The 18212-nt window shown below is 70.4% G+C and carries 17 protein-coding genes; 5 read left to right on the top strand and 12 right to left on the bottom strand.

What is annotated here, in order from left to right; all coding sequences use genetic code 11:
* The 10 genes from JS278_RS01110 to JS278_RS01065 form a co-directional block, all read right to left on the bottom strand.
* Positions 1-1317 carry a DUF6365 family protein gene (locus tag JS278_RS01110; protein ID WP_114043578.1) on the bottom strand — a complete coding sequence of 439 codons (1317 nt, stop codon included), beginning with the start codon at positions 1315-1317 and terminating at the stop codon, positions 1-3.
* Positions 1310-3487: a GNAT family N-acetyltransferase gene (locus tag JS278_RS01105; RefSeq protein ID WP_114043577.1), complete on the bottom strand. Its 2178-nt coding sequence runs from the start codon at positions 3485-3487 to the stop codon at positions 1310-1312. The genes JS278_RS01110 and JS278_RS01105 overlap by 8 nt, the downstream gene beginning before the upstream one ends.
* Positions 3487-4002, bottom strand: a complete 516-nt coding sequence (locus JS278_RS01100; protein WP_114043576.1) for a 3-hydroxyacyl-ACP dehydratase FabZ family protein — start codon at positions 4000-4002, stop codon at positions 3487-3489. Before JS278_RS01100 ends, JS278_RS01105 begins: the two co-directional genes overlap by 1 nt.
* Positions 3999-4280 carry a phosphopantetheine-binding protein gene (locus JS278_RS01095; RefSeq protein WP_114043575.1) on the bottom strand — a complete coding sequence of 94 codons (282 nt, stop codon included), beginning with the start codon at positions 4278-4280 and terminating at the stop codon, positions 3999-4001. Before JS278_RS01095 ends, JS278_RS01100 begins: the two co-directional genes overlap by 4 nt.
* A gap of 78 nt (positions 4281-4358) precedes the next feature.
* A complete protein-coding gene (locus JS278_RS01090; protein ID WP_114043574.1) occupies positions 4359-5102 on the bottom strand; it encodes an SDR family oxidoreductase in 744 nt (247 codons plus the stop codon).
* Positions 5099-6007 (bottom strand): ACP S-malonyltransferase, encoded by a 909-nt coding sequence (locus JS278_RS01085; protein ID WP_114043573.1) that lies wholly within the window; start codon positions 6005-6007, stop codon positions 5099-5101. Before JS278_RS01085 ends, JS278_RS01090 begins: the two co-directional genes overlap by 4 nt.
* On the bottom strand, positions 6004-6885 hold the full coding sequence (locus JS278_RS01080; RefSeq protein WP_181833786.1) for an ABC transporter permease: 882 nt from the start codon (positions 6883-6885) through the stop codon (positions 6004-6006). Before JS278_RS01080 ends, JS278_RS01085 begins: the two co-directional genes overlap by 4 nt.
* Positions 6882-7787: an ABC transporter ATP-binding protein gene (locus JS278_RS01075; RefSeq protein WP_114043571.1), complete on the bottom strand. Its 906-nt coding sequence runs from the start codon at positions 7785-7787 to the stop codon at positions 6882-6884. Before JS278_RS01075 ends, JS278_RS01080 begins: the two co-directional genes overlap by 4 nt.
* A 185-nt stretch (positions 7788-7972) precedes the next feature.
* Entirely contained in the window at positions 7973-8764 is a 792-nt protein-coding gene (locus JS278_RS16290; protein ID WP_245935159.1) for a L,D-transpeptidase, read from the bottom strand.
* A gap of 100 nt (positions 8765-8864) precedes the next feature.
* Positions 8865-10400 (bottom strand): glycoside hydrolase family 32 protein, encoded by a 1536-nt coding sequence (locus JS278_RS01065; protein ID WP_114043570.1) that lies wholly within the window; start codon positions 10398-10400, stop codon positions 8865-8867.
* A gap of 256 nt (positions 10401-10656) precedes the next feature.
* Here JS278_RS01065 and JS278_RS01060 point away from each other — a divergent pair, with 256 nt between their 5' ends.
* The gene (locus JS278_RS01060) at positions 10657-11589 is read left to right on the top strand and encodes a carbohydrate kinase family protein (protein ID WP_114043569.1); all 933 of its coding nucleotides are present in this window, start codon (positions 10657-10659) and stop codon (positions 11587-11589) included.
* A gap of 104 nt (positions 11590-11693) precedes the next feature.
* Here the strand turns inward: JS278_RS01060 and JS278_RS01055 are convergent, their stop codons facing one another.
* Positions 11694-12041, bottom strand: a complete 348-nt coding sequence (locus tag JS278_RS01055; protein WP_114043568.1) for a type II toxin-antitoxin system PemK/MazF family toxin — start codon at positions 12039-12041, stop codon at positions 11694-11696.
* Positions 12028-12258, bottom strand: a complete 231-nt coding sequence (locus JS278_RS01050) for a ribbon-helix-helix domain-containing protein (protein WP_114043567.1) — start codon at positions 12256-12258, stop codon at positions 12028-12030. Before JS278_RS01050 ends, JS278_RS01055 begins: the two co-directional genes overlap by 14 nt.
* A gap of 145 nt (positions 12259-12403) precedes the next feature.
* On the opposite strand from JS278_RS01050, the gene JS278_RS01045 reads away from it, so the two are divergent.
* The 4 genes from JS278_RS01045 (at position 12404) to JS278_RS01030 (ending at position 18153) form a co-directional block, all read left to right on the top strand.
* The gene (locus tag JS278_RS01045; RefSeq protein ID WP_114043566.1) at positions 12404-12643 is read left to right on the top strand and encodes an AbrB/MazE/SpoVT family DNA-binding domain-containing protein; all 240 of its coding nucleotides are present in this window, start codon (positions 12404-12406) and stop codon (positions 12641-12643) included.
* The gene (locus tag JS278_RS01040) at positions 12640-13068 is read left to right on the top strand and encodes a type II toxin-antitoxin system VapC family toxin (RefSeq protein ID WP_114043565.1); all 429 of its coding nucleotides are present in this window, start codon (positions 12640-12642) and stop codon (positions 13066-13068) included. The genes JS278_RS01045 and JS278_RS01040 overlap by 4 nt, the downstream gene beginning before the upstream one ends.
* A 15-nt stretch (positions 13069-13083) precedes the next feature.
* Positions 13084-15216, top strand: coding sequence for an NAD(+) synthase (locus tag JS278_RS01035; protein WP_114043564.1), 2133 nt, complete (start codon positions 13084-13086; stop codon positions 15214-15216).
* 216 nt (positions 15217-15432) lie between these two features.
* Positions 15433-18153: an ATP-binding cassette domain-containing protein gene (locus JS278_RS01030; protein ID WP_114043563.1), complete on the top strand. Its 2721-nt coding sequence runs from the start codon at positions 15433-15435 to the stop codon at positions 18151-18153.
* The last annotated feature ends 59 nt before the right edge of the window (positions 18154-18212 follow it).

Below are 18212 nucleotides of genomic sequence, written 5' to 3'. Positions count from 1 at the left end.
TCATTCCTTACGGGTCGGGCTGGAGGATTGTCGGCCCGCGACCGGTCGCGCGGGGTCGGGGGCATCATTGATGGCACGGTCGAGGACGCCGTCGAGGGCGCTGTCAAGGACTTGCGCGACGGTGGGCAGCTCGGAGAGCCGGCCGATCAGGGCGTCGCGGGCCGGACGCCGCGGGGATTCGATCGCCTCCCGGCAGATCTCCTCCTGACGGTCCAACGAGTAGGCGGGGGCCTGCGGCAGCGCGTCGAGGTACGGGTTGCCGGCGCGCAGCGGCTCGAGTTCACGGACCCACCCGAACGGGTTGACGAGGTAGCGGAAGTCGAAATGCGGGAGGACCCGCTCCATCCGGGTGACCCAGTCGTCGACGAATGCCGAGTGGTCCCGGATGCCGTGCTCGTTGGTCAGCGCCACCACAGGGGTGCCGAGCAGCGCGGCCCGCGCCATCGCCCCGGAGGTGAGGTTGTCGCACAGGTACAGGTCCACGGCGGCGACCAGATCGGTGAAGTTCTGCATCCCCAGGCCGCCGAGGTTGACGACCTCCACCGGTCCGGCGTCCCGAGGCCCGGTCTGCGCTCCTCCCAGCGAGACGATGGTGACCCGGCGGCCGAGCCTGCCGCACAGTTCGACGAGCCACTGCGTCCTCAGCCCGGCGTAGGCGTCATGGTCGCGATCCGGGGCGCCCAGATGCGCTCGAGTCGTCGCCCGGCTCGCCCATCCGGAGACGGCGGTCATCACGACGGTGCGGCCGGCGTCGATCCCCAGGCTCGCGAGGACCGCGTCGCGGCCGCGGGCGGGCCGCAGGGTGCCGCCGTAGAGGTCGAAGGCGACACCTCCCGGGGCGTCGCCGGCGACCGGGACGGGACGCAGCAGCGGGATCTGGTCGGGTACCGGCTCGGTCCGCACCTCGGGCGGGAACCAGTGGTGGAGCTCCGGGCCGATCGAGTGCTGCGCGACGGCCAGCTCGAGACGGCTCCCGGCCCGGCCCAGGCACAGCGAGTCCAGGCAGATCAGCGGCGCCCCGTCGGCCAGGTCCGCGATCGTGAATCCGATCCGCTCCAGGCTGGTGAGGTGGTGGTCGGCGAGGATGACGGCGGCCAGGTCGGGGGCTGCGCTCTGCTGCCGCACGAAGGGGGCGGCGCGGCGTCCGCGCGGGATCTCCTGGACGTCGAGGCCCGATCCGCGAGCATATCCGGCGAACCGGGGCGAGGTGAGGAGAGTGACGGGCCGGTCGGCCAGCTGGCGGGCCATCACCACCGCATTCGCCAGTTCGCCGATCGAGTGGGATCCGGGAGCGATGAACATCAGCCGCTCAGCCATCGCCGAGGCCCCCCGTCAGGGCCTTCTCGGCCCGCGACAGCGAGGTCGTCACCGTCAGGTCGGCCGTCAGTGGGGCTCCTGCCGAACCCACCGCCGCCAGCACCAGGGCGTCTCCGAGGCGGCGGATGAAGATCTCCGGATCGTGCCCGCGCGGTCCCCGCACCGCCAGGCCCAGCCCGGACTCCAGCTCGATCGCGACGGCGTTGACGCTGCCTCGCCACGAGCAGTGGGCGTTATCGATCCGCCAGAGCCGTCCGCCGACGCTGATCACGATCGGCGATCCCCGCCGGATCGATGGGGTCAGCATGATCGACGTGTCCGCCACGGCCGAGCGGTCGCGCTGCAGACCGGCTCCTGGTTCGGGACCCGGGTGGGCGGTGACGCTGAGGGTGCTCTCATCGTGGATCGCCAGCGACCACCCGGCGCCGGTCTCCTGAGACCACTGGAGGACGCCGAGATCGTCGTCATCGATCCACTCCATCCCCTGGTCGTCGGTGTCACGCTTCGCCCCGCGGGCGCACCACAGCCCGGCGCGGTGGGAGATCAGTGCGCCGAGCGGCGCCCTGTTCGGGTGGGCGCCGGCCAGCACGGTGGTGCCGCGGTACTCCCACCGCACCATTCCGACGGTCGGGGCGACGGTCAGCCGGTGATCGGCTCCGTCGAGGACGACATGGCCCTGTTGAGGCCGGGCCGTCAGGCTGAGCTCGTCTCCCCCAGGGGAGCCGAGCACAGCGCGACGGACCGGCTGCCGTACCGGCCTGACGCGGGTTGCGGTGCCGGGCGGCCCGGATCCGGGCAGGTCGACGGACCGGGAGATGCGCAGGGTGCAGGTGACGGGTGTTCCCGGTGCCTCCCCGGTGAGGTGCGGGGCGCCCAGTCCCTCGGGCCGGGGGTGCGCCCCGCTCCACGTCGAGGTGACGGCCAGGGTGCCGTCGCTCCACCACAGCGCGGCGGGTTCGGGGCCCTGGTAGGCGGCCTCGAAGTCCGTCCACTCCTCGGGCCACAGGCCGTGAATGATCGGCCCGGCCCGCCACTGATCGTCGATCTTCACCCCGCGGTGGCCGATGCGGGTCCGGATCCAGGGGGAGGCGACGACGGTGACGCCGGGCTCCGGGGTACTGGTGATGCTGATCTCCTCCGCATCGACCCGCACCGTCCGGGTGATCGGATCCCCCGGAGCGGTGAGGGTCCACGCGCTCCCGTCGTCCGACGGGGTGGCGCGCACCGCCCGGTGGGCTCCCTGGCGGCGCACCCCGGGCGGTTCGGCGCCCAGCGCCGAGGGCCATCTCTCGCGCAGCAGCTCGTGGCCGCCGCGTCCGGCCAGTCGCACGGTACCGGCGTCGTCGACGCTCAGCCGGGCCCCCGAGGGGAGGGTCCGGTCGATGAGCAGCGAGGCGGCCGCCCCGGCCGGCACGGGGCGGCCGGGCGGCAGGTTGAGCGCCTCCCCGGCCAGCTGGCGGCACGACAGGAGCGTCCCGGAGTCGAGGTCGACGTCGACGGAGAACTCGAGGTGCCCGGCCACGACCGGGTAGGTCACCACCCAGCGCCCGTCGCGAAGCACCACTCCGGTTGAGACGGTCGCCGCCCGGCCCGGCTTCAGCATCTCCCAGCTCACGGCCGCGGTGGACCGCGGGCCTGTCAGCTCCCGATTGGCGTCCAGCAGGTCCCTGATGACTCCTGGCAGGTGGCTGACGAGTTCGAGATATCCCTCCTCATCGGGGCGGGCGGTCGGTGCGGCGCGGAATCCCGCCCGCAGGTAGAGCCCGAGCGCCCGGGAGTTCGACGGCGACGCCTCCAGCCGCAGCGTCCGCACCCCTGTCTCCTGGAGCATCCGGGTGAAGCCGTCGCGGAACAGCCGGCCAGGCAGCAGCGAGTTCCGGTGGCGCCGGTCGACGAGGTAGAGCCCGGCGAAGCGGGCTCCGGGCTCGCAGGAGCGGCGGCCGGATCCGAGGCCGAAGGCCAGGCAGCCGACGATCCTTCCCCCGTCCTCCCCCCTCCTTCTGTCCTCCCCCACCAGCAGGTCGGTGACGCAGCGCTCCCGCAGCACCGCGCGCAGGCCGGCCGCGTCCAACGGCCGTCCCAGGGCCGCCGGCCCGTAGCCGTTCCGGTTCAGGAGGCCGACGAGTTCCTCGGCGTCGTCGGCCCGATATGGACGTACCACCGCAGCCATCAGGCGGATTCTCCGGGCTGCATCACCACGGCCACGGTGCCCTCGGCGACCAGCCGGGATCCCACGGTGAGCCGGGCCCCGTACTCGAACATGTCGCCGAAGACGGTGCGGCACGCGACGTGGCAGGCCAGGACGTCGCCGGGAACGACCGGGTGGTGGAAGGTGAACCGCTTCACCCGCCCCAGTACTCCCATCATGGCGGCCGGCCCGGGGCCGTCGGCAGCATCGGCCCTGACATCTCCACCGGCCCGGGCATGCCCGTCGGGCGCGGGAGCCTGCTGGACTATCCCGGCGGTCTGCCCGGCGATCTCGATGAGCAGGACGCCGGGGTAGATGGCCCGGTCCGGGAAGTGCCCGCTGAAGACCGGGTCCGAGATGGTGATGTTCTTGATCCCGGTGCCGCTCCTGCCCGCGATGACCTCCTCGACCCGGTCGAGGAGGGAGAACGGGTGCCGGTGCGGCAGGAGCCGACGGATCTCGTCAGCGGAGTAGCACACCGGCGAGGGCGGGGTCATGACATCTCCGCCTCGATGGTGTCGGCGATCTTGTTGATCGATCCGAAGACGGTGCGGTTCTCGTCGCTGATCTCGACGCCGAACTCCTCCTCGAGGAGGCTCACGATCTCCAGCGTGTCCAGTGAGTCCAGTCCCAGTCCGCGGCCGAAGAGGGGCTCGTCGAAATCGACGTGCTCAGGAGGATCGGGCAGCTCCAGACCCTCGAGCAGGGATGCGCGCAGCCGCGTGTTGAGCTCGAACCGGCGAGCGGCCGCGTCGCGTTGTGACTCGGTCTCCATGGTGTACCTCCGTGGGTGGGTGGGTGATGCATGAGGTGATGTGTGGGGGCGTGCTGGCCGGCACGGTCCCCGGGGCCGTCATGAGGTCATTCCGCCGTCGACGACCAAGGTCTGTCCGGTGATGTAGGAGGACTCGGGGCCGGCCAGGAAGCGCGCGGCGCGGGCAACCTCCTCGGCCCTCCCCACCCGTCCCAGCGGGATGCGCTCGACCACCGAACTGCGCGTCGCAGGGTTCATGGCCCGGAACATGTCGGTGTCGACGAAGCCGGGTGCGACGCAGTTGACGCGGACGCCGAGCGGGGCGCCCTCCTTGGCCAGAGCCTGGGCCATAGCGATGATCCCGCCCTTGCTGGCCGAGTAGTTCGCCTGGCCCGCCTGGCCCCGGATCCCCGACGTCGAGGACATCAGCACGATCGAGCCGCCGCGCTTGCGCATCGCCCGCAGCCCGCCCCGGGCCACCAGGAAGGAACCGGTGAGATTGGTGTCCAGGACTCCCGTGAACGCCTCCAGGCTCATCGTCCCGGCCAGCCCGTCACGGGTGATGCCGGCGCAGACGATGACGGTGGCGAGGGTGGCGTCCAGCGTCCTCAGGTCGCGGAACCCGTCGCGCACCTGGGTCTGATCGGCGATGTCTGTCCGGCGGCCGCGGTACCAGCCACCGCCGTCCTCGATGAGACCTCGGGTCTCGGCATCGGCGGCGTCGTCGCTGCGGTACCAGCCGGCGACCGCGTAGCCGTGAGCGGCCATCTCGATCGCGGTGGCGCGGCCGATTCCCCGGGACGCGCCGACGACCAGGGCCAGGGGCCTGCCGTCATCACTCATCGGGAACCACCTCCGGGGCTGCGGACGGGACGGTTGTCGAGGTAGGGGCGCATCAGGCGCGCGAGGGCATGGCCGGGGCCGTAGACGGCGACCGACCTGCAGGCCGATGTCGCCTCCAGCACCGCCATCCACCGGACGGTGCGACGCAGGCCGGCGGCCAGGTCCTGCCGGACCTCCTCGGGCGAGGCGGCCAGCCGGCCGGTCGTGCAGCCGACGTAACCGCGACCCTTCGCCAGGCGGGTCGAGGCGAGCGCGTCGGCCCATGCCTGCTGCGCCGGCTCCATCAGCCGGGAGTGGAATGCGTGGCTGACCTTCAGCATCGTGCTGCGCGATCCGGTCGCCTCGTGCGCCGCCTCGATCCGGTCCAGTGCCCCCGAGAGCACCACCTGGGTGGGGCCGTTGACCGCGGCAACGTCCAACCCGTGTCGCTCGGCGAGCGCGTCGGCCCGGCTGCGCTGGGCGGTCTCCGAGCGCTCCTTGCCGGTGACCACGGCCAGCATGCCGCCCCGGCCGGGCGCGGCCGCCATCAGGCGGCCCCGCAGCTGGGCCAGCCGCACCGCGGAGACCGGGTCGAGGTGGCCCGAGGCCGCGGCCGCGGCCAGGGCTCCGATGGAATGGCCGGTGAACCGGTCGTCGGCATCCGGCTCATCGGAGTCACGCCCGTCGGGGCGGGCGGCGATCCAGCAGGACAGCGCGGCGGCGGTCAGCGCGGGCTGCTGGATCTGTGTGGGGGTGAGGGTCTCGACGGAGGCGCTCACGCACAGCTCGCGCAGGTCGAGCCCCGTGGCCTCCGAGGCCGATTCCACGAACCGGCGCGTCGCTGCGGACCTCTCCAGGGCCGCGCGGGCCATGCCGCGCGCCTGGCTCCCCTGGCCGGGGAACAGATGGAGCTGCCCGCCGCTCATCTGAGCACCCGGCCGATCCGCAGGGCGCCCAGCGTCGTGAACAGGATGAGGACGACGATCAGCGCGACGACGGTGAACAGCGTTCCGATGTCGAAGGAGGAGACCGAGAGGGTGAACCCGTAGTAACTGTCGAGGGAGGTCGCAGCCTGGGAGACGCCGCCCGCGAGGGTGTCGCGGGCCCGCCCTGCCAGCGGTTCGCGCAGCAGCATCGCGGCGGGCGAGAAGGGCAGCGCGTTGATGACGTCGCGGACCGTCGATGAGAGCAGCCCGACCGGAAGGTAGGCCCCTGCCAGGAAGCCGAGGAGGGTTCCGACGATGGTGCTCACGGCGGTGTAGGCGTTGGAGGACCTCACGAAGGTCAGGACGAAGGAGGAGACCGCAGAGAAGGCCGCAGAGAGCAGCAGGACGTATCCGGCCGCCAGGGCCAGACCGGGCCAGGAGATGACGTCGACCGAGTGCACCGCCATCAGCAGCGCGACGCCGATCACCATGATCACCAGGCTCATGAGGCTCGACACGATGAAGGCTGCCCCCTGGTAGCCGAGGATGAGCTGGAAACGCCTCATCGGGGCCACCCGGAAGTCCTTGAATCGCCCGAAGACCCGGTCGTCCACGAAGACTCCCATGGCTCCGAAACTCGTGGTGAACGTCGTGATCATGACGATTCCGGCCAGCACCCAGCAATTCACGAAGGCATGGATGTCGTCATCGGAGGCCGCCGGAAGCGACTCCTTGATGCTGTCGATCTGGAGAGACCCGAGAAAGAGCGTGTACAGCAGCAGGAGGATCACTGCGGACAGCAGCGAGAGGAACACTCCGGCCCGATCACGGAAATAAATCGTGAGGTTGCGTCGCACGAATGCCAGGGTCGTTCTCACCGCGTCTCTCCTGCCGTGAGATTCAGGAAGACGTCGTCCATCGATCCCTGGATGAACTGGAAGTCGGAGAACAGCCCCCGGGCGTCCTCGAGGATGTCCATGGCGGTCGCCGAGCCGGGCACCGGCGAGATGATCGCGCCGCCCTCGGCCCGCCAGTCGCCCCCCGGGACCCACTTCTCCAGGAGGTCGGTCAGCTCCGTGGAGCGGTGCCCGGCCGCCGGGACCAGGAGCAGGTGGGGCACGGCGTGGGCGGCGCGCAGCTCGATCGGGGTCCCGGTCGCCAGCACCTTGCCGTGATCGAGCACCAGGACGTCGTCGGCGGCCTCGGTCTCCTGCATGTAATGCGTGGTGAGCACGACCGTCAGACCGAACTCCTCGCGCAGCGCGTCGATGGAGTGCCACACCTGGGCCCGGCTCCCCGGGTCCAGTCCGGCCGTCGGTTCGTCCAGGAAGAGGGTCCGCGGCCGGTGCAGCAGGGCCCGGGCGATATCGACCCGGCGCTTCTGTCCGCCGGACAGCACCCCGTAGCGCCGGTCGATGAACTCGCCCAGGCCGACGATCTCGGTCAGCTCGTCGATCCGCGACCTCCCGAAGCCGTAGAAGGAGGCCCGCAGGAGAAGGTTCTCCTTGGCGCTGAGCAGCGGGTCCAGAACCGAGTCCTGGAACACCACCCCGGTCTGCTCACGGATTCTGTGATCATCGGCGGGACGACGCAATCCGTCGATCTCGATATCCCCGGAGTCAAAATCAAGGAGTGTTGTCAGGCATGATATGGTCGTCGATTTTCCCGCCCCGTTCTCACCGAGAAGGGCGAACAGCGAACCGTCCTCTACACTGAAGCCGATATTGTCTACGGCGATCACATCACGGTAACGTTTCGTAAATCCGGAAACCTCAATCATCCGGCATCCTTTGTCGCATGGAATTTCCCGCCACACAAGCTAGCACAGGGCCCCGACCGGCGTCGCAACAGGGGGCGGGATGACGAAATCGTGCGTCGGAGGCGGATCACTCAGGACTTGATGCGAGCCACCGGCTCAGGACCTGATGCGAGCCACCGGCTCAGGACCTGATGTGAGGCCTGAACTCAACGCACCACGACTCTGGTGCCCACCTCGGTGAAGTCCCAGATCGCCCTGGCATCCACCGGTGCCATCCGGGCGCATCCGTCACTGGCGTAGCCCGGGAAGCCGAGGGTGTTGAGCGGCTGGGCCAGATTCCCCTTGGCATCGTGGGGCAACTCGTGGAAGGCGATGTCCCCGGAGGCCCCGGCACGACGCCAGAAGGCCACGAAGTAGGGCAGCGTCCAGGCGTGCCCGGCGTCCAGCGACGAGCTGTTGCGCTGCTTGTACTTGACGCTGTAGGTGCCCGGAGGGGTCTTCCAGGGCAGTCCGGTGGTGAGCATCACCCGGGTCACCGCGCCCTCCTCCACCAGATAGACGTGGTTCTCGGCCTTGATCCACATCACATAGCGGCCGGCCCCGGCCGGCGAGGCCTGGCCGACCTTCAGGGAGGCCGGCGGGGCGGACGGGCTCGATGAGGAGCTCGGAGTCGGCCGGGCCGACGGGGAAGAGGGGGGAGACGAGGCCGACGCGGCTGATGCCGACGGGGTTCCCGCCGGGGACGGAGCCGGGGAGGCCGATGCCGGCGCACTCTCCCGCGCCCCCGCGGGCCGGGTGGTCGCCTGCGGGGCCGCGCAGCTCAGCCCGATCCCCGGGGCCCGGTCGCGCAGATCCCCCGACCCCGGAACCGAGTCGATACAGCTGCGGGCCACGGACGCCGAGCCGGACGCCCCGGTGGCCGCGCATCCGGCGAGCATGGGCAATGCCACGGCGCAGACCACCAGTCCGCGCCATATCCGCCTGCTGCCCCTCGTCACCGCGTCATCCCTCCTGGTGTGTGCGTCAACATCCAGGAGATCAGCATACGAGATCCGGCTCCGGAATCCTCCTTGACGGCGCACCCGGGGGTGCGTCCGCTCAACGGTCCGGGGTCTCCCAGATCGAGGCCGGACGGTGGATCCGGCAGCTGAGCGACGCCGGCGCGGGCCCGCAGCCCAGCTTGATCGCGCGGGGGCCGGCGGACGGGAAGACCGTCGAGCTGATGACCCGGCCGTCGGCGAAGACCTCCACCGAACCACGATCCACCAGAACCCTCAGGTTCACCGTGCCGGCGGATCCGGCCGCACCCACCGGCTGCTCGGCCCGCTCAGGCCGCACGGGAGCCCATCGAAGGAAGCCCTCCCCCAGCTCCAGGCTCACCCGGCCGGTCCCGGAGTCGTACCCGATCCGGGCCGCCCGACCATCGCCGGTGAGCCCGACGGCCAGGGTGAGCGAGCTGCCGGGATCGATCCCCAGCTCGATCTCGGCGGCCTCGACGTCCTCGTCCAGCCGTCGGACCTGCCACGGGGCCAGCGTGATCCGGCCCAGATCCCGGGTGCGGGTGCGCAGCCCCACCAGCTCACGAGCGGGGACCACCAGCAGGGTGTCGCCGTCGCCCAGTGAGAGCTCCCGGGGGACGGTGAGCTGGCCGCACCAGCCGTCGGCGGCCTGCGGGGGCTCGGGCGGGCCGTCGACCCCTCCGACGGCCGACATCCAGCCGATCGCCAGACGCCTGCCGTCGGGGGTCTCCATGGACTGCGAGGCGTAGTAGGAGGGCCCCTGATCGCACGGCCGCGGGGCGGTGACGTCGGTGAAGGGCCGGCCCGGCGCCCAGTCGCCGACCACATATCGGGCCAGGTTGGTGCGATCCGCCGAACTCGAGTCCTCGCCCGCCCGGGCTCCCATCGCGCAGTATGTGAGGACCCACCGACGCCGGCCGTCCGGGGCCGTCAGGGGGAAGAAGTCGGGGCACTCGGCCATGAAGACGCCGTGCTCGGGATCGCGGTGGAGCACCTGCTGGAACCGCCAGCCGGTGAATCCCTCGACGGTCGAGGTCTCGCAGCTGTACAGCCAGACCTCCCCGCGGCGGTCGGGAGTCTGCGCCCCGACCACCATGTACCAGCACCCGTCGGTGCACCAGATCTTCGGGTCGCGGAAGTCGGTGATCCCCTCGGGGCAGTCGATGACGATGCCGTGCTTGGTGAATGCGACGCCGTCGGTCGAGGTGGCCAGGCACTGCACCTGGCGTGCGCGGCCTGAGCCGTCGTCGAGCCACCGGTGCCCGGTGTAGAGGACAGCGAGGGTCGGGGTGCCCTGGGCGTCGGGCAGGACCACCGCCGATCCGGAGAAGACGCCGTCGCGCTCGGCCTCCAGCTCGGGGGCCATCGCGATGGGCTCGCGGCGCCAGGTGACCAGGTCGGCGCTGGAGACGTGGCCCCAGTGCATGGTGCCCCAGTCGGGGCCGTAGGGATTGTGCTGGAAATACACGTGATAGCGGCCGTTGAAGTGGCACAGTCCGTTGGGGTCGTTGATCCATCCGGCCCGGGCCGCGATGTGGAAGCGCGGGTACCAGCGGTCGTCACGGCGACCGAGCATCTCGGCGACGCCGCGCTCGGCGGATTCCAGGTCGGTCATGGCTCCCCTCCCGGCTCATCTGCAGTGACGACCTGTCACGTGTGAGGGCCTGAGCTGACAGGCTACCTCAATGCCTGCGCAATGCCTGCCCACCGGCTGCGCAATGCCTCCTCGGACTGAGCGAGTGCCGCATCCCCCCGATACCCGGGCACAACCTCCCCGATGGCGCGACCACTGCCTCCCCGATGGCGCGCGCGCCGGGCGAACAGGGCAGACTTGGCCTCTAGCATCACGCCCCGGATCTGGAGGAACCGTCATGAGCAGCGCCGCATCACAACCCACCGCACTGGTCATCGGGGAGGCCCTCATCGACGTCGTCCACAAGGGCGGCACCGTCAGCGAGCATCCCGGCGGATCGCCGATGAATGTCGCCATCGGGCTGGCCCGGCTGGGGCGCGATGTCGAGCTGGCCACCTGGTACGGCGACGACGAGCGCGGCGACGTCATCGAGGCCCATCTGGCCGCCGACAAGGTGGGGCTGGCCGACATCGTCCGCAACGCCGCCAGGACGTCGACGGCCACCGCGACGGTGACCGAGGACGGCAAGGCGACCTACGTCTTCGACCTGGACTGGTCGCTGCCGCGGGTCGACCTGCCCGCCGACTGCCCCGTGCTGCACACCGGCTCGCTGGGGGCGACCATCGAACCGGGGGTCGACGTCGTCCGCAGCGCGGTGATCGACGCCCGCCCGTCCGCCACGATCACCTACGACCCGAACATCCGCCCCGACCTGCAGCCCGACCCCGCCGCGGCCCGCGAGGTGGTCGAGGGATTCGTGCGGCTGGCCGACGTCGTCAAGGCCTCCGACGAGGACCTCGCCTACCTCGGCGAGGGGGCCGACGCCGAGGAGGTACTGGCGGGCTGGCTGGATCTCGGCCCCAAGCTGCTGGTGATGACCTGCGGCGGCGACGGCGTGATCGCACGGACCGCTTCAGGTCTGGAGGTGCACCTGCCCGCGAAGAAAGTGACGGTGGCCGACACGGTGGGCGCCGGCGACTCCTTCATGGCCGGACTCATCGACGGGCTGTGGAGCGCCGGGCTGCTCGGTGCCGACAACCGCGACGCCCTGGGCCGGATCACCGCGCCCCAGCTGGAGGCAGTCCTGGAACGCTGCGCCCTCATCGCCGGCATCACGGTCTCCCGTGATGGGGCGAACCCGCCCACCCTCGCCGAACTCGAGACGGCCTGAGGTGCTGCTTCGTGCCGCGCCCATCGGCCCCGGTATGCCACCGACACTGTGACGTTGTGGGGTGAGTTCGCCCCACAGAATCACAATGTCGAGGCCGGGAGTCCCTATAGCTCCAGGTGGAGCCTCAGGGCGTCATCGACTCTGGTCATGAGGTCTGCCGGAACCACGCCCAGCACCGGGCCGATCCGCTCGACCGACACCGAGCGGACCTGCTCGGCCTGTGCCTTGGAATCGCGCCGCAGGCCTGTCCCATCGGCTGGCAGCAACACCTGGAACGGGAAGATCCGGTTGATGTTGCTGGTGACCGGTACCACCGTCACCACCCCTCGCCCCAGTCGTCCGGCCGTCCGGTTCGCCGCGTCGTTGCTGACGATGACGGCCGGTCGCCGCTTGTTCACCTCCGCGGGGCGTGCCGGATCCAGGTCGACCAGCCTGATCTCACCGCGGATCATCGGCGAGACCATCGGCCGCTGCGGACTCCCATGCCTCGGCGTCTCCCGACGCCTCCCACTCCGTCCAGGCGGCGGCGTAGTCGTCTCCCAGCCCGGTCGTCTCGAGCATGCCGATGGCCTTCTGGATCACCGCGGACCTCGACCTCATCCCGGTGGCGCGGATGTACCGGTCGATGGTCTCCACCTGCTCCTTCGACAGGCTCACACTCAGCTTCATACCCCAATGCTACCTGGGTAGCATCGACGCCCAAGCATTGGTGGATCGGGCGGTGAGTTCACCGCCCGATCCACCAATGCTTGTCATTCACCCAGACATGCGAAGGTGCCACGGACAAATGGGAACTCACTGGTATTCTTTTCCCATGGAGACGATCATCGATTCGGGAGGACGCGTCGTGCTTCCCAAGCCTTTACGCGACGCCCTGGGACTGACACCCGGGACGACGGTGGACATCTCGGCTTACGGCGCAGGCCTCCAACTGATCCCCGGCGGTCGGACAGCACGGCTCGAACGAGAGGACAATGGCCGACTCGTCTCCCATGGCCAGACCGAGGTCACGGACGAGGCGATGTACGCGCTCATCGACGCGGGTCGGCGATGACCCCTTCGCCCCGACTGGCTGTGGACACCAGTGTCGCCATCCCCCTCCTCGTAAGATCTCACGTGCAGCACCGCGCCGTCGCCGAATGGGCCTCAGGCAGAACCTTGACCCTGAGTGGGCACGCACTTGCGGAGACGTACTCGGTCCTCACCCGCTTGCCCGGGGATGCGCGCGTCTCCCCGCAGGATGCGGTGACGTTGATCGAGGAGAACTTCACAGAGCCGTTGATCCTCTCTGCGTCCGCCGCCCGCCACGCGCCCCGAGAACTCGCGTCCTCAGGCGTCGCCGGGGGAGCAACATATGACGGGCTGGTCGCCCTGGCTTCACGTGAGCACGATGCTGTCCTCGTGACGCGCGACTCCCGGGCGAGGTCGACCTACCAGGCCCTTGACGTTCCGGTGAGGGTTCTCGCGGACGAAGCGTGATGCCAGACTGGGGGCGTGAACTTCCACTCCGCCTATGACCAGGGATTCGCCCGGGTGGCCGCCTGCACGTCCCGGGTCCACATCGGCGATCCGGCCTCCAACGTCGCCGGCATCATCGAGACCGTCCGCGAGCTCGACGGCCGCGGCGTGGCGATCGCCGTCTTCCCCGAACTGTGCCTGTCGGGCTACAACATCGACGACCTGCTCCTCCAGGACGTCGTCCTCGACGCCGTCCTGGACGCCGTGGAGACGCTGCGGGCGGCGTCGTCCGACCTGCTGCCGGTGATCGTCGTGGGCGCCCCGCTGCGCCACGGCAACCGGCTCTACAACTGCGCCGTGGTGGTGCATCGCGGCCGGGTGCTCGGCGTCGTGCCGAAGTCCTATCTGCCCAACTACCGGGAGTTCTACGAGAAGCGTCACTTCGCGGCCGGCGCCGACCTACCCGGAGTCTCCTCGATCCGGCTGCCGCGCGTCGCCTCCGCGCTGCCGGGCCCGACGCCGAACGAGGCCGGCCTCGGATCCACCGCCCCCTTCGGCACCCGGCTGCTCTTCGACGCCCTCGACCTGCCGGGGCTGACCTTCCACGTGGAGATCTGCGAGGACCTGTGGGTGCCCGTCTCGCCGGGCGCCGAAGCCGCCCTGGCCGGGGCGACCGTCGAGCTCAACCTCTCGGGATCCCCGATCACCGTGGGACGCTCCCGGGAGCGCCGCCGGCTGTGCGCCGCCGCCTCGGCCAAGCAGCTGTCCGCCTACGTCTACGCCGCCGCCGGGCCGGGAGAGTCGTCGACCGACCTGTCCTGGGACGGCCAGACGATGATCTACGAGTGCGGGGAGCTCCTGGCGAGGACTCCGCGCTTCGACCCGGAGCCCGGCTACTGCCTGGCCGACGTCGACCTCGACGCCATCCGCCAGGAGCGGATGCGCCAGGGATCCTTCGACGACAACGGCGTCGCGCTCCGCGCGAGGGACAACGCCCGCGCCGTGGCCGCCCGCACCCCCGACGAGGCCCTCGACGGCTGGCGGAGGATCGCGTTCGCCCTCTCCCCGCCGCGCACCGACATCGGCCTGGAGCGGGCGATCAGCCGCTTCCCCTTCGTGCCGAACGATCCGGGCCTGCTGGAGCAGGACTGCTACGAGGCCTACAACATCCAGGTCTACGGGCTGCGACGCCGCCTGGAGGCGATCGGCGGCTCGAAGGTGGTCATCGGGGTCTCGGGGGGCCTGGACTCCACCCACGCCCTGCTGGTCGCCGCCAAGGCGATGGACCAGGCCGGACGGCCGCGCTCCGACATCCTGGCGTTCACGATGCCCGGATTCGCCACCAGCGACCACACGAAGAGCAACGCCCTGGCGCTGTGCGAGGCGATGGGGGTGCCCTGCGAGATCCTCGACATCCGCCCCGCCGCCACGCAGATGCTCAAGGCCATGGGGCATCCGGCCGGGGACGGCGAACCGGTCTACGACGTCACCTTCGAGAACGTCCAGGCCGGGTTGCGCTACGACTTCCTGTTCCGCATCGCCAACCAGCGCGGCGGCATCGTGCTGGGCACCGGCGACCTGTCGGAGCTGGCGCTGGGCTGGTGCACCTTCGGGGTGGGCGATCAGATGAGCCACTACAACGTCAACCCCGGGGTGCCCAAGACGCTGATCCAGCACCTGATCCGCTGGTGCATCTCCTCGAATCAGTTCGACGAGGCCACCGACGCCGTGCTGGAGTCGGTGCTGGGCACCGAGATCTCCCCGGAGCTGGTGCCGTCGCGTCCCGGCGAGCAGATCCAGTCCACCCAGGCGAAGATCGGGCCCTACGAGCTCCAGGACTTCACCCTGTTCCACCTGCTGCGCAGGGGTCTTCGGCCCAGCCGGATCGTGTTCATGAGCCATCACGCCTGGGCCGACGCCGGGGCGGGGGCCTGGCCCCCGGGATTTCGTCCTGAGGACCGCAACGAGTACTCGCTGGGTGACATCAAGGAGTGGACAAGGCTGTTCCTGCGCCGGTTCGTGGGCAACCAGTTCAAGCGCTCCACCCTGCCCAACGGCTCGAAGGTGGTGGCCGGAGGCTCGCTGTCTCCGCGCGGGGACTGGCGGATGCCCTCAGACGCCGTCGCGAACGCCTGGCTGGCGGATCTGGAGACCGTCCCCGAGGAATGAGGTGCGCCCGGGGCCCGGGCCCCGGAAGTTGTGTAGGAAGTCGGGGCGTCATTTCCCACACGTCCTACAAGGCTTCCGGCCTGAAGAACTGCCCCCCAGGTGCCCCCGGGTACCCTCAGAGCCGGAAAGTGGCATAGGGACGGTCTAGCCTGTGGCCCAGGACATCGGCCCGAGACCGGTCGGCCACCAACCTCGCCACCGCTGACAGGAGACATCGTGACCCAGCCGCCGCCGTACGCCCCCTCGGCGGGGACCATGCCCGGCGGACGGGCCCCAGGGGCCCGCTCGATCGGTTCCCTCCCCCCGGCGCAGCAAGGCCTGATAGCTCAGGTCCTCAGTGTCAGATGCGGGCCCCGCAGCGCCCTGCTGACCCCCGGCTCGCCGGTGACGGTCGGGCGGGATCCCCTCGCCCAGCTGACCGTCGACGACTCCCGGGTCTCACGCGCCCACCTCGTCCTCACCGCTCTGGGGGCCAACCAGGTGGGGGTGGAGGATCGCTCCAGCAACGGCACCTTCCTCAACGGGCGTCGGCTGGACGGCCATACCGGCCCCGGGGCCCCGGGTGCGGTGCTGGTGGCTCCGTTCACCCTCATGATCGGCGCGGTCGACGGCTATCCGCTCACCGTGGAGGCCGCCTCCTCGCACAATCCGATCGAGTCCTCCCCCTTCAGCACGATCATGGTCCGCAGGCCGCCGTCAACGGCCGGGCCATCAGCTGCCACCGGGCCGTCCTTGCCCCGGCGGGGAGCCGCTCCCCCAACGGGCCCCACCCCCCGCCCCGGATATCCGGGCTCCTCACCGAGCACCGCCGCCTGGGGTGCCCCATCACCGGCCGAGTCCTCTCCCCTGACCGCTCCGATGCCTTCAGAACAGCCGTTCCCGCCCTCCGGGCGGAGGATGGCCGACAGCACCGGACCCGGCCAGACCGGACCATCAGCGCCCCCAGTCCCGACCGCCCCGAACGTCCCGACCGCGCCTCCCGGCCGAATGGCCGATCAGGCCCCCGGCACTCCTTCACGACCCGCCGGCGGCACCTGGACCGTCGGCCGCGATCCCAATGCCGCGATCTGCATCGACGACCCGCTCGTCTCCCGGGCCCACGCCGAGCTGCGGCCCGCCGGCGACGGCTTCGACGTCGTGGATCTCCGCAGCTCCAACGGCACCTGGATCAACTCCAGGCGGATCACCCGCGGTCACCTGGGCCCCGGCGACCGGCTCACCGTCGGCCGCACCTCCCTGGTCTGCCGCGACGGCCAGCTGTCCCTGGTCGCACCTCCGCGCACCACCCTGGCCGCCCACCACATCTCCTTCGCCCTTCCCACCGGCAAACAGCTCCTCGACGACGTCAACTTCGGTCTGCCGGCAGGCTCCCTGGTAGCGGTGATCGGTCCCTCGGGAGCCGGGAAGTCCACCCTGCTCAAGGCCCTGACCGGCTCCCAGCCCGCCACCGCCGGAACCGTCGTCTACGAGGGCGAGGATCTTTACCGCAACTACGACGGATTGCGCGGACGGATCGGCGTCGTGCCCCAGGACGATCTGGTGCACGGCCGCCTCACCGTCCGCCAGGCCCTCGACTACGCCGCGAGGCTGCGCCTGCCCAAGGACTACACGGCCGATCAGCGCAATCATGAGATCGACCGGGTGATGGGCGAGCTGAGCCTGGCCGAGCATGCTTCGACCACCGTCTCCCGGCTGTCGGGGGGCCAGCGCAAGCGGGTCTCGGTGGCTCTGGAGCTGCTCACCCAGCCCAGTCTGCTGTTCCTGGACGAGCCCACCTCCGGCCTGGACCCGAACCTCGACCGTTCGGTCATGAGGCTGCTGCGCCGCCAGGCCGACACCGGCCGGGTGGTGATCGTCATCACCCACAGCGTCGCCAACCTGGCCGCCTGCGACAAGGTGATGCTGCTGGCCCCCGGCGGAAAGATCGCCTACTTCGGGCCACCCGCCGAGCTCATGGCGCACTTCCAGATGGACGACTACGCCGACGTCTTCGAGGCGGTCACCGGTGAGCCGGATGTGTGGCAGCAGAGGTTCGCCGGCAGCCCGCTGGCCGCCGACGCCGCCCCTCCCGAGCAGAATGCGCAGCAGGGCGGTGGGAAGGCCCGGGTGCGGGTGAGTTCGGCCGCCAGGCAGTGGCGGACGCTGGTCTCCCGGCAGTTCCGGATCATGCTCACCGACCGCAACTTCGTGCTGTCGAGCCTCATGATGCCGGTCCTCATCGCCCTGATGGCGCTGGCGGTCCCGGGTTCGGCCGGATTCGGGCCCCAGGGGCGAGATCATCCCGGTGAGGCCTCGACCCTGCTGACGATCCTGATCATCGGCGCCTCCTTCATGGGTGTCTCGGCGAGCATCCGCGAACTCATCGCCGAACGTCCGATCTTCCTGCGGGAACGGGCCGTGGGCCTGTCCCAGCAGATGTATCTGATGTCGAAGGTGACCGTGCTGCTGGTGCTCAGCGTGCTGCAGACCGTCCTGCTGCTGGGGGTGGTGATGATCGGCAAGGACGGTCCCGGTGACGGGATCCTCATGCCGGGCTGGCCGGAACTGGGTGTGGCGGTCTTCGGCACCGCCTTCTCCTCGGCGGTGATCGGCCTGCTGATATCGGCGCTGGTCTCGACGAGCGAACAGGTGATGCCTGCCATGGTGGTGGCAGTGATGGCCCAGCTGGTGCTGTGCGGAGGAATCATCGAGGTCTCGGGACGCACCTTCATGGAGATCCTCGCCCTGCCCATGCCCGGGCGCTGGGGCTACGCCCAGGCAGCCGGCACGATCGACCTCCAGAAGATCCGGCTGGACGGCCCCGGAGCGGTCAAGGACCGGCTGTGGGATCACGATCTGCAGAGCTGGCTGATCGGCTGCGGGGCCGTCGTCGCGATCTGCCTGGTGGCCTGGGTGGCGACCGCCCTGGTGCTGCGACGTCAGAAGGCGACCGCGTGAGGAACCTCCCTGGACCATCCCGACGACCCTCTCAATTGGCGCTGTGGCCGGGATCTTCT

Source organism: Acidipropionibacterium virtanenii (assembly GCF_003325455.1).
Classification (GTDB): Bacteria; Actinomycetota; Actinomycetes; order Propionibacteriales; family Propionibacteriaceae; genus Acidipropionibacterium; species Acidipropionibacterium virtanenii.
This window is presented reverse-complemented; position numbering and strand designations above follow the sequence as displayed.

Excerpts from the sequence above, each read along its gene's own strand:
- JS278_RS01045 (WP_114043566.1), top strand. The coding sequence starts at position 12,404 with ATGGAGACGATCATCGATTCGGGAGGACGCGTCGTGCTTCCCAAGCCT.
- JS278_RS01065 (WP_114043570.1), bottom strand. The coding sequence starts at position 10,400 with ATGACCGACCTGGAATCCGCCGAGCGCGGCGTCGCCGAGATGCTCGGT.
- JS278_RS01100 (WP_114043576.1), bottom strand. The coding sequence starts at position 4,002 with ATGACCCCGCCCTCGCCGGTGTGCTACTCCGCTGACGAGATCCGTCGG.
- JS278_RS01085 (WP_114043573.1), bottom strand. The coding sequence starts at position 6,007 with ATGAGCGGCGGGCAGCTCCATCTGTTCCCCGGCCAGGGGAGCCAGGCG.
- JS278_RS01095 (WP_114043575.1), bottom strand. The coding sequence starts at position 4,280 with ATGGAGACCGAGTCACAACGCGACGCGGCCGCTCGCCGGTTCGAGCTC.
- JS278_RS01055 (WP_114043568.1), bottom strand. The coding sequence starts at position 12,041 with ATGATCCGCGGTGAGATCAGGCTGGTCGACCTGGATCCGGCACGCCCC.
- JS278_RS01105 (WP_114043577.1), bottom strand. The coding sequence starts at position 3,487 with ATGGCTGCGGTGGTACGTCCATATCGGGCCGACGACGCCGAGGAACTC.
- JS278_RS01075 (WP_114043571.1), bottom strand. The coding sequence starts at position 7,787 with ATGATTGAGGTTTCCGGATTTACGAAACGTTACCGTGATGTGATCGCC.
- JS278_RS01110 (WP_114043578.1), bottom strand. The coding sequence starts at position 1,317 with ATGGCTGAGCGGCTGATGTTCATCGCTCCCGGATCCCACTCGATCGGC.
- JS278_RS01040 (WP_114043565.1), top strand. The coding sequence starts at position 12,640 with ATGACCCCTTCGCCCCGACTGGCTGTGGACACCAGTGTCGCCATCCCC.
- JS278_RS01050 (WP_114043567.1), bottom strand. The coding sequence starts at position 12,258 with ATGAAGCTGAGTGTGAGCCTGTCGAAGGAGCAGGTGGAGACCATCGAC.
- JS278_RS01060 (WP_114043569.1), top strand. The coding sequence starts at position 10,657 with ATGAGCAGCGCCGCATCACAACCCACCGCACTGGTCATCGGGGAGGCC.
- JS278_RS01090 (WP_114043574.1), bottom strand. The coding sequence starts at position 5,102 with ATGAGTGATGACGGCAGGCCCCTGGCCCTGGTCGTCGGCGCGTCCCGG.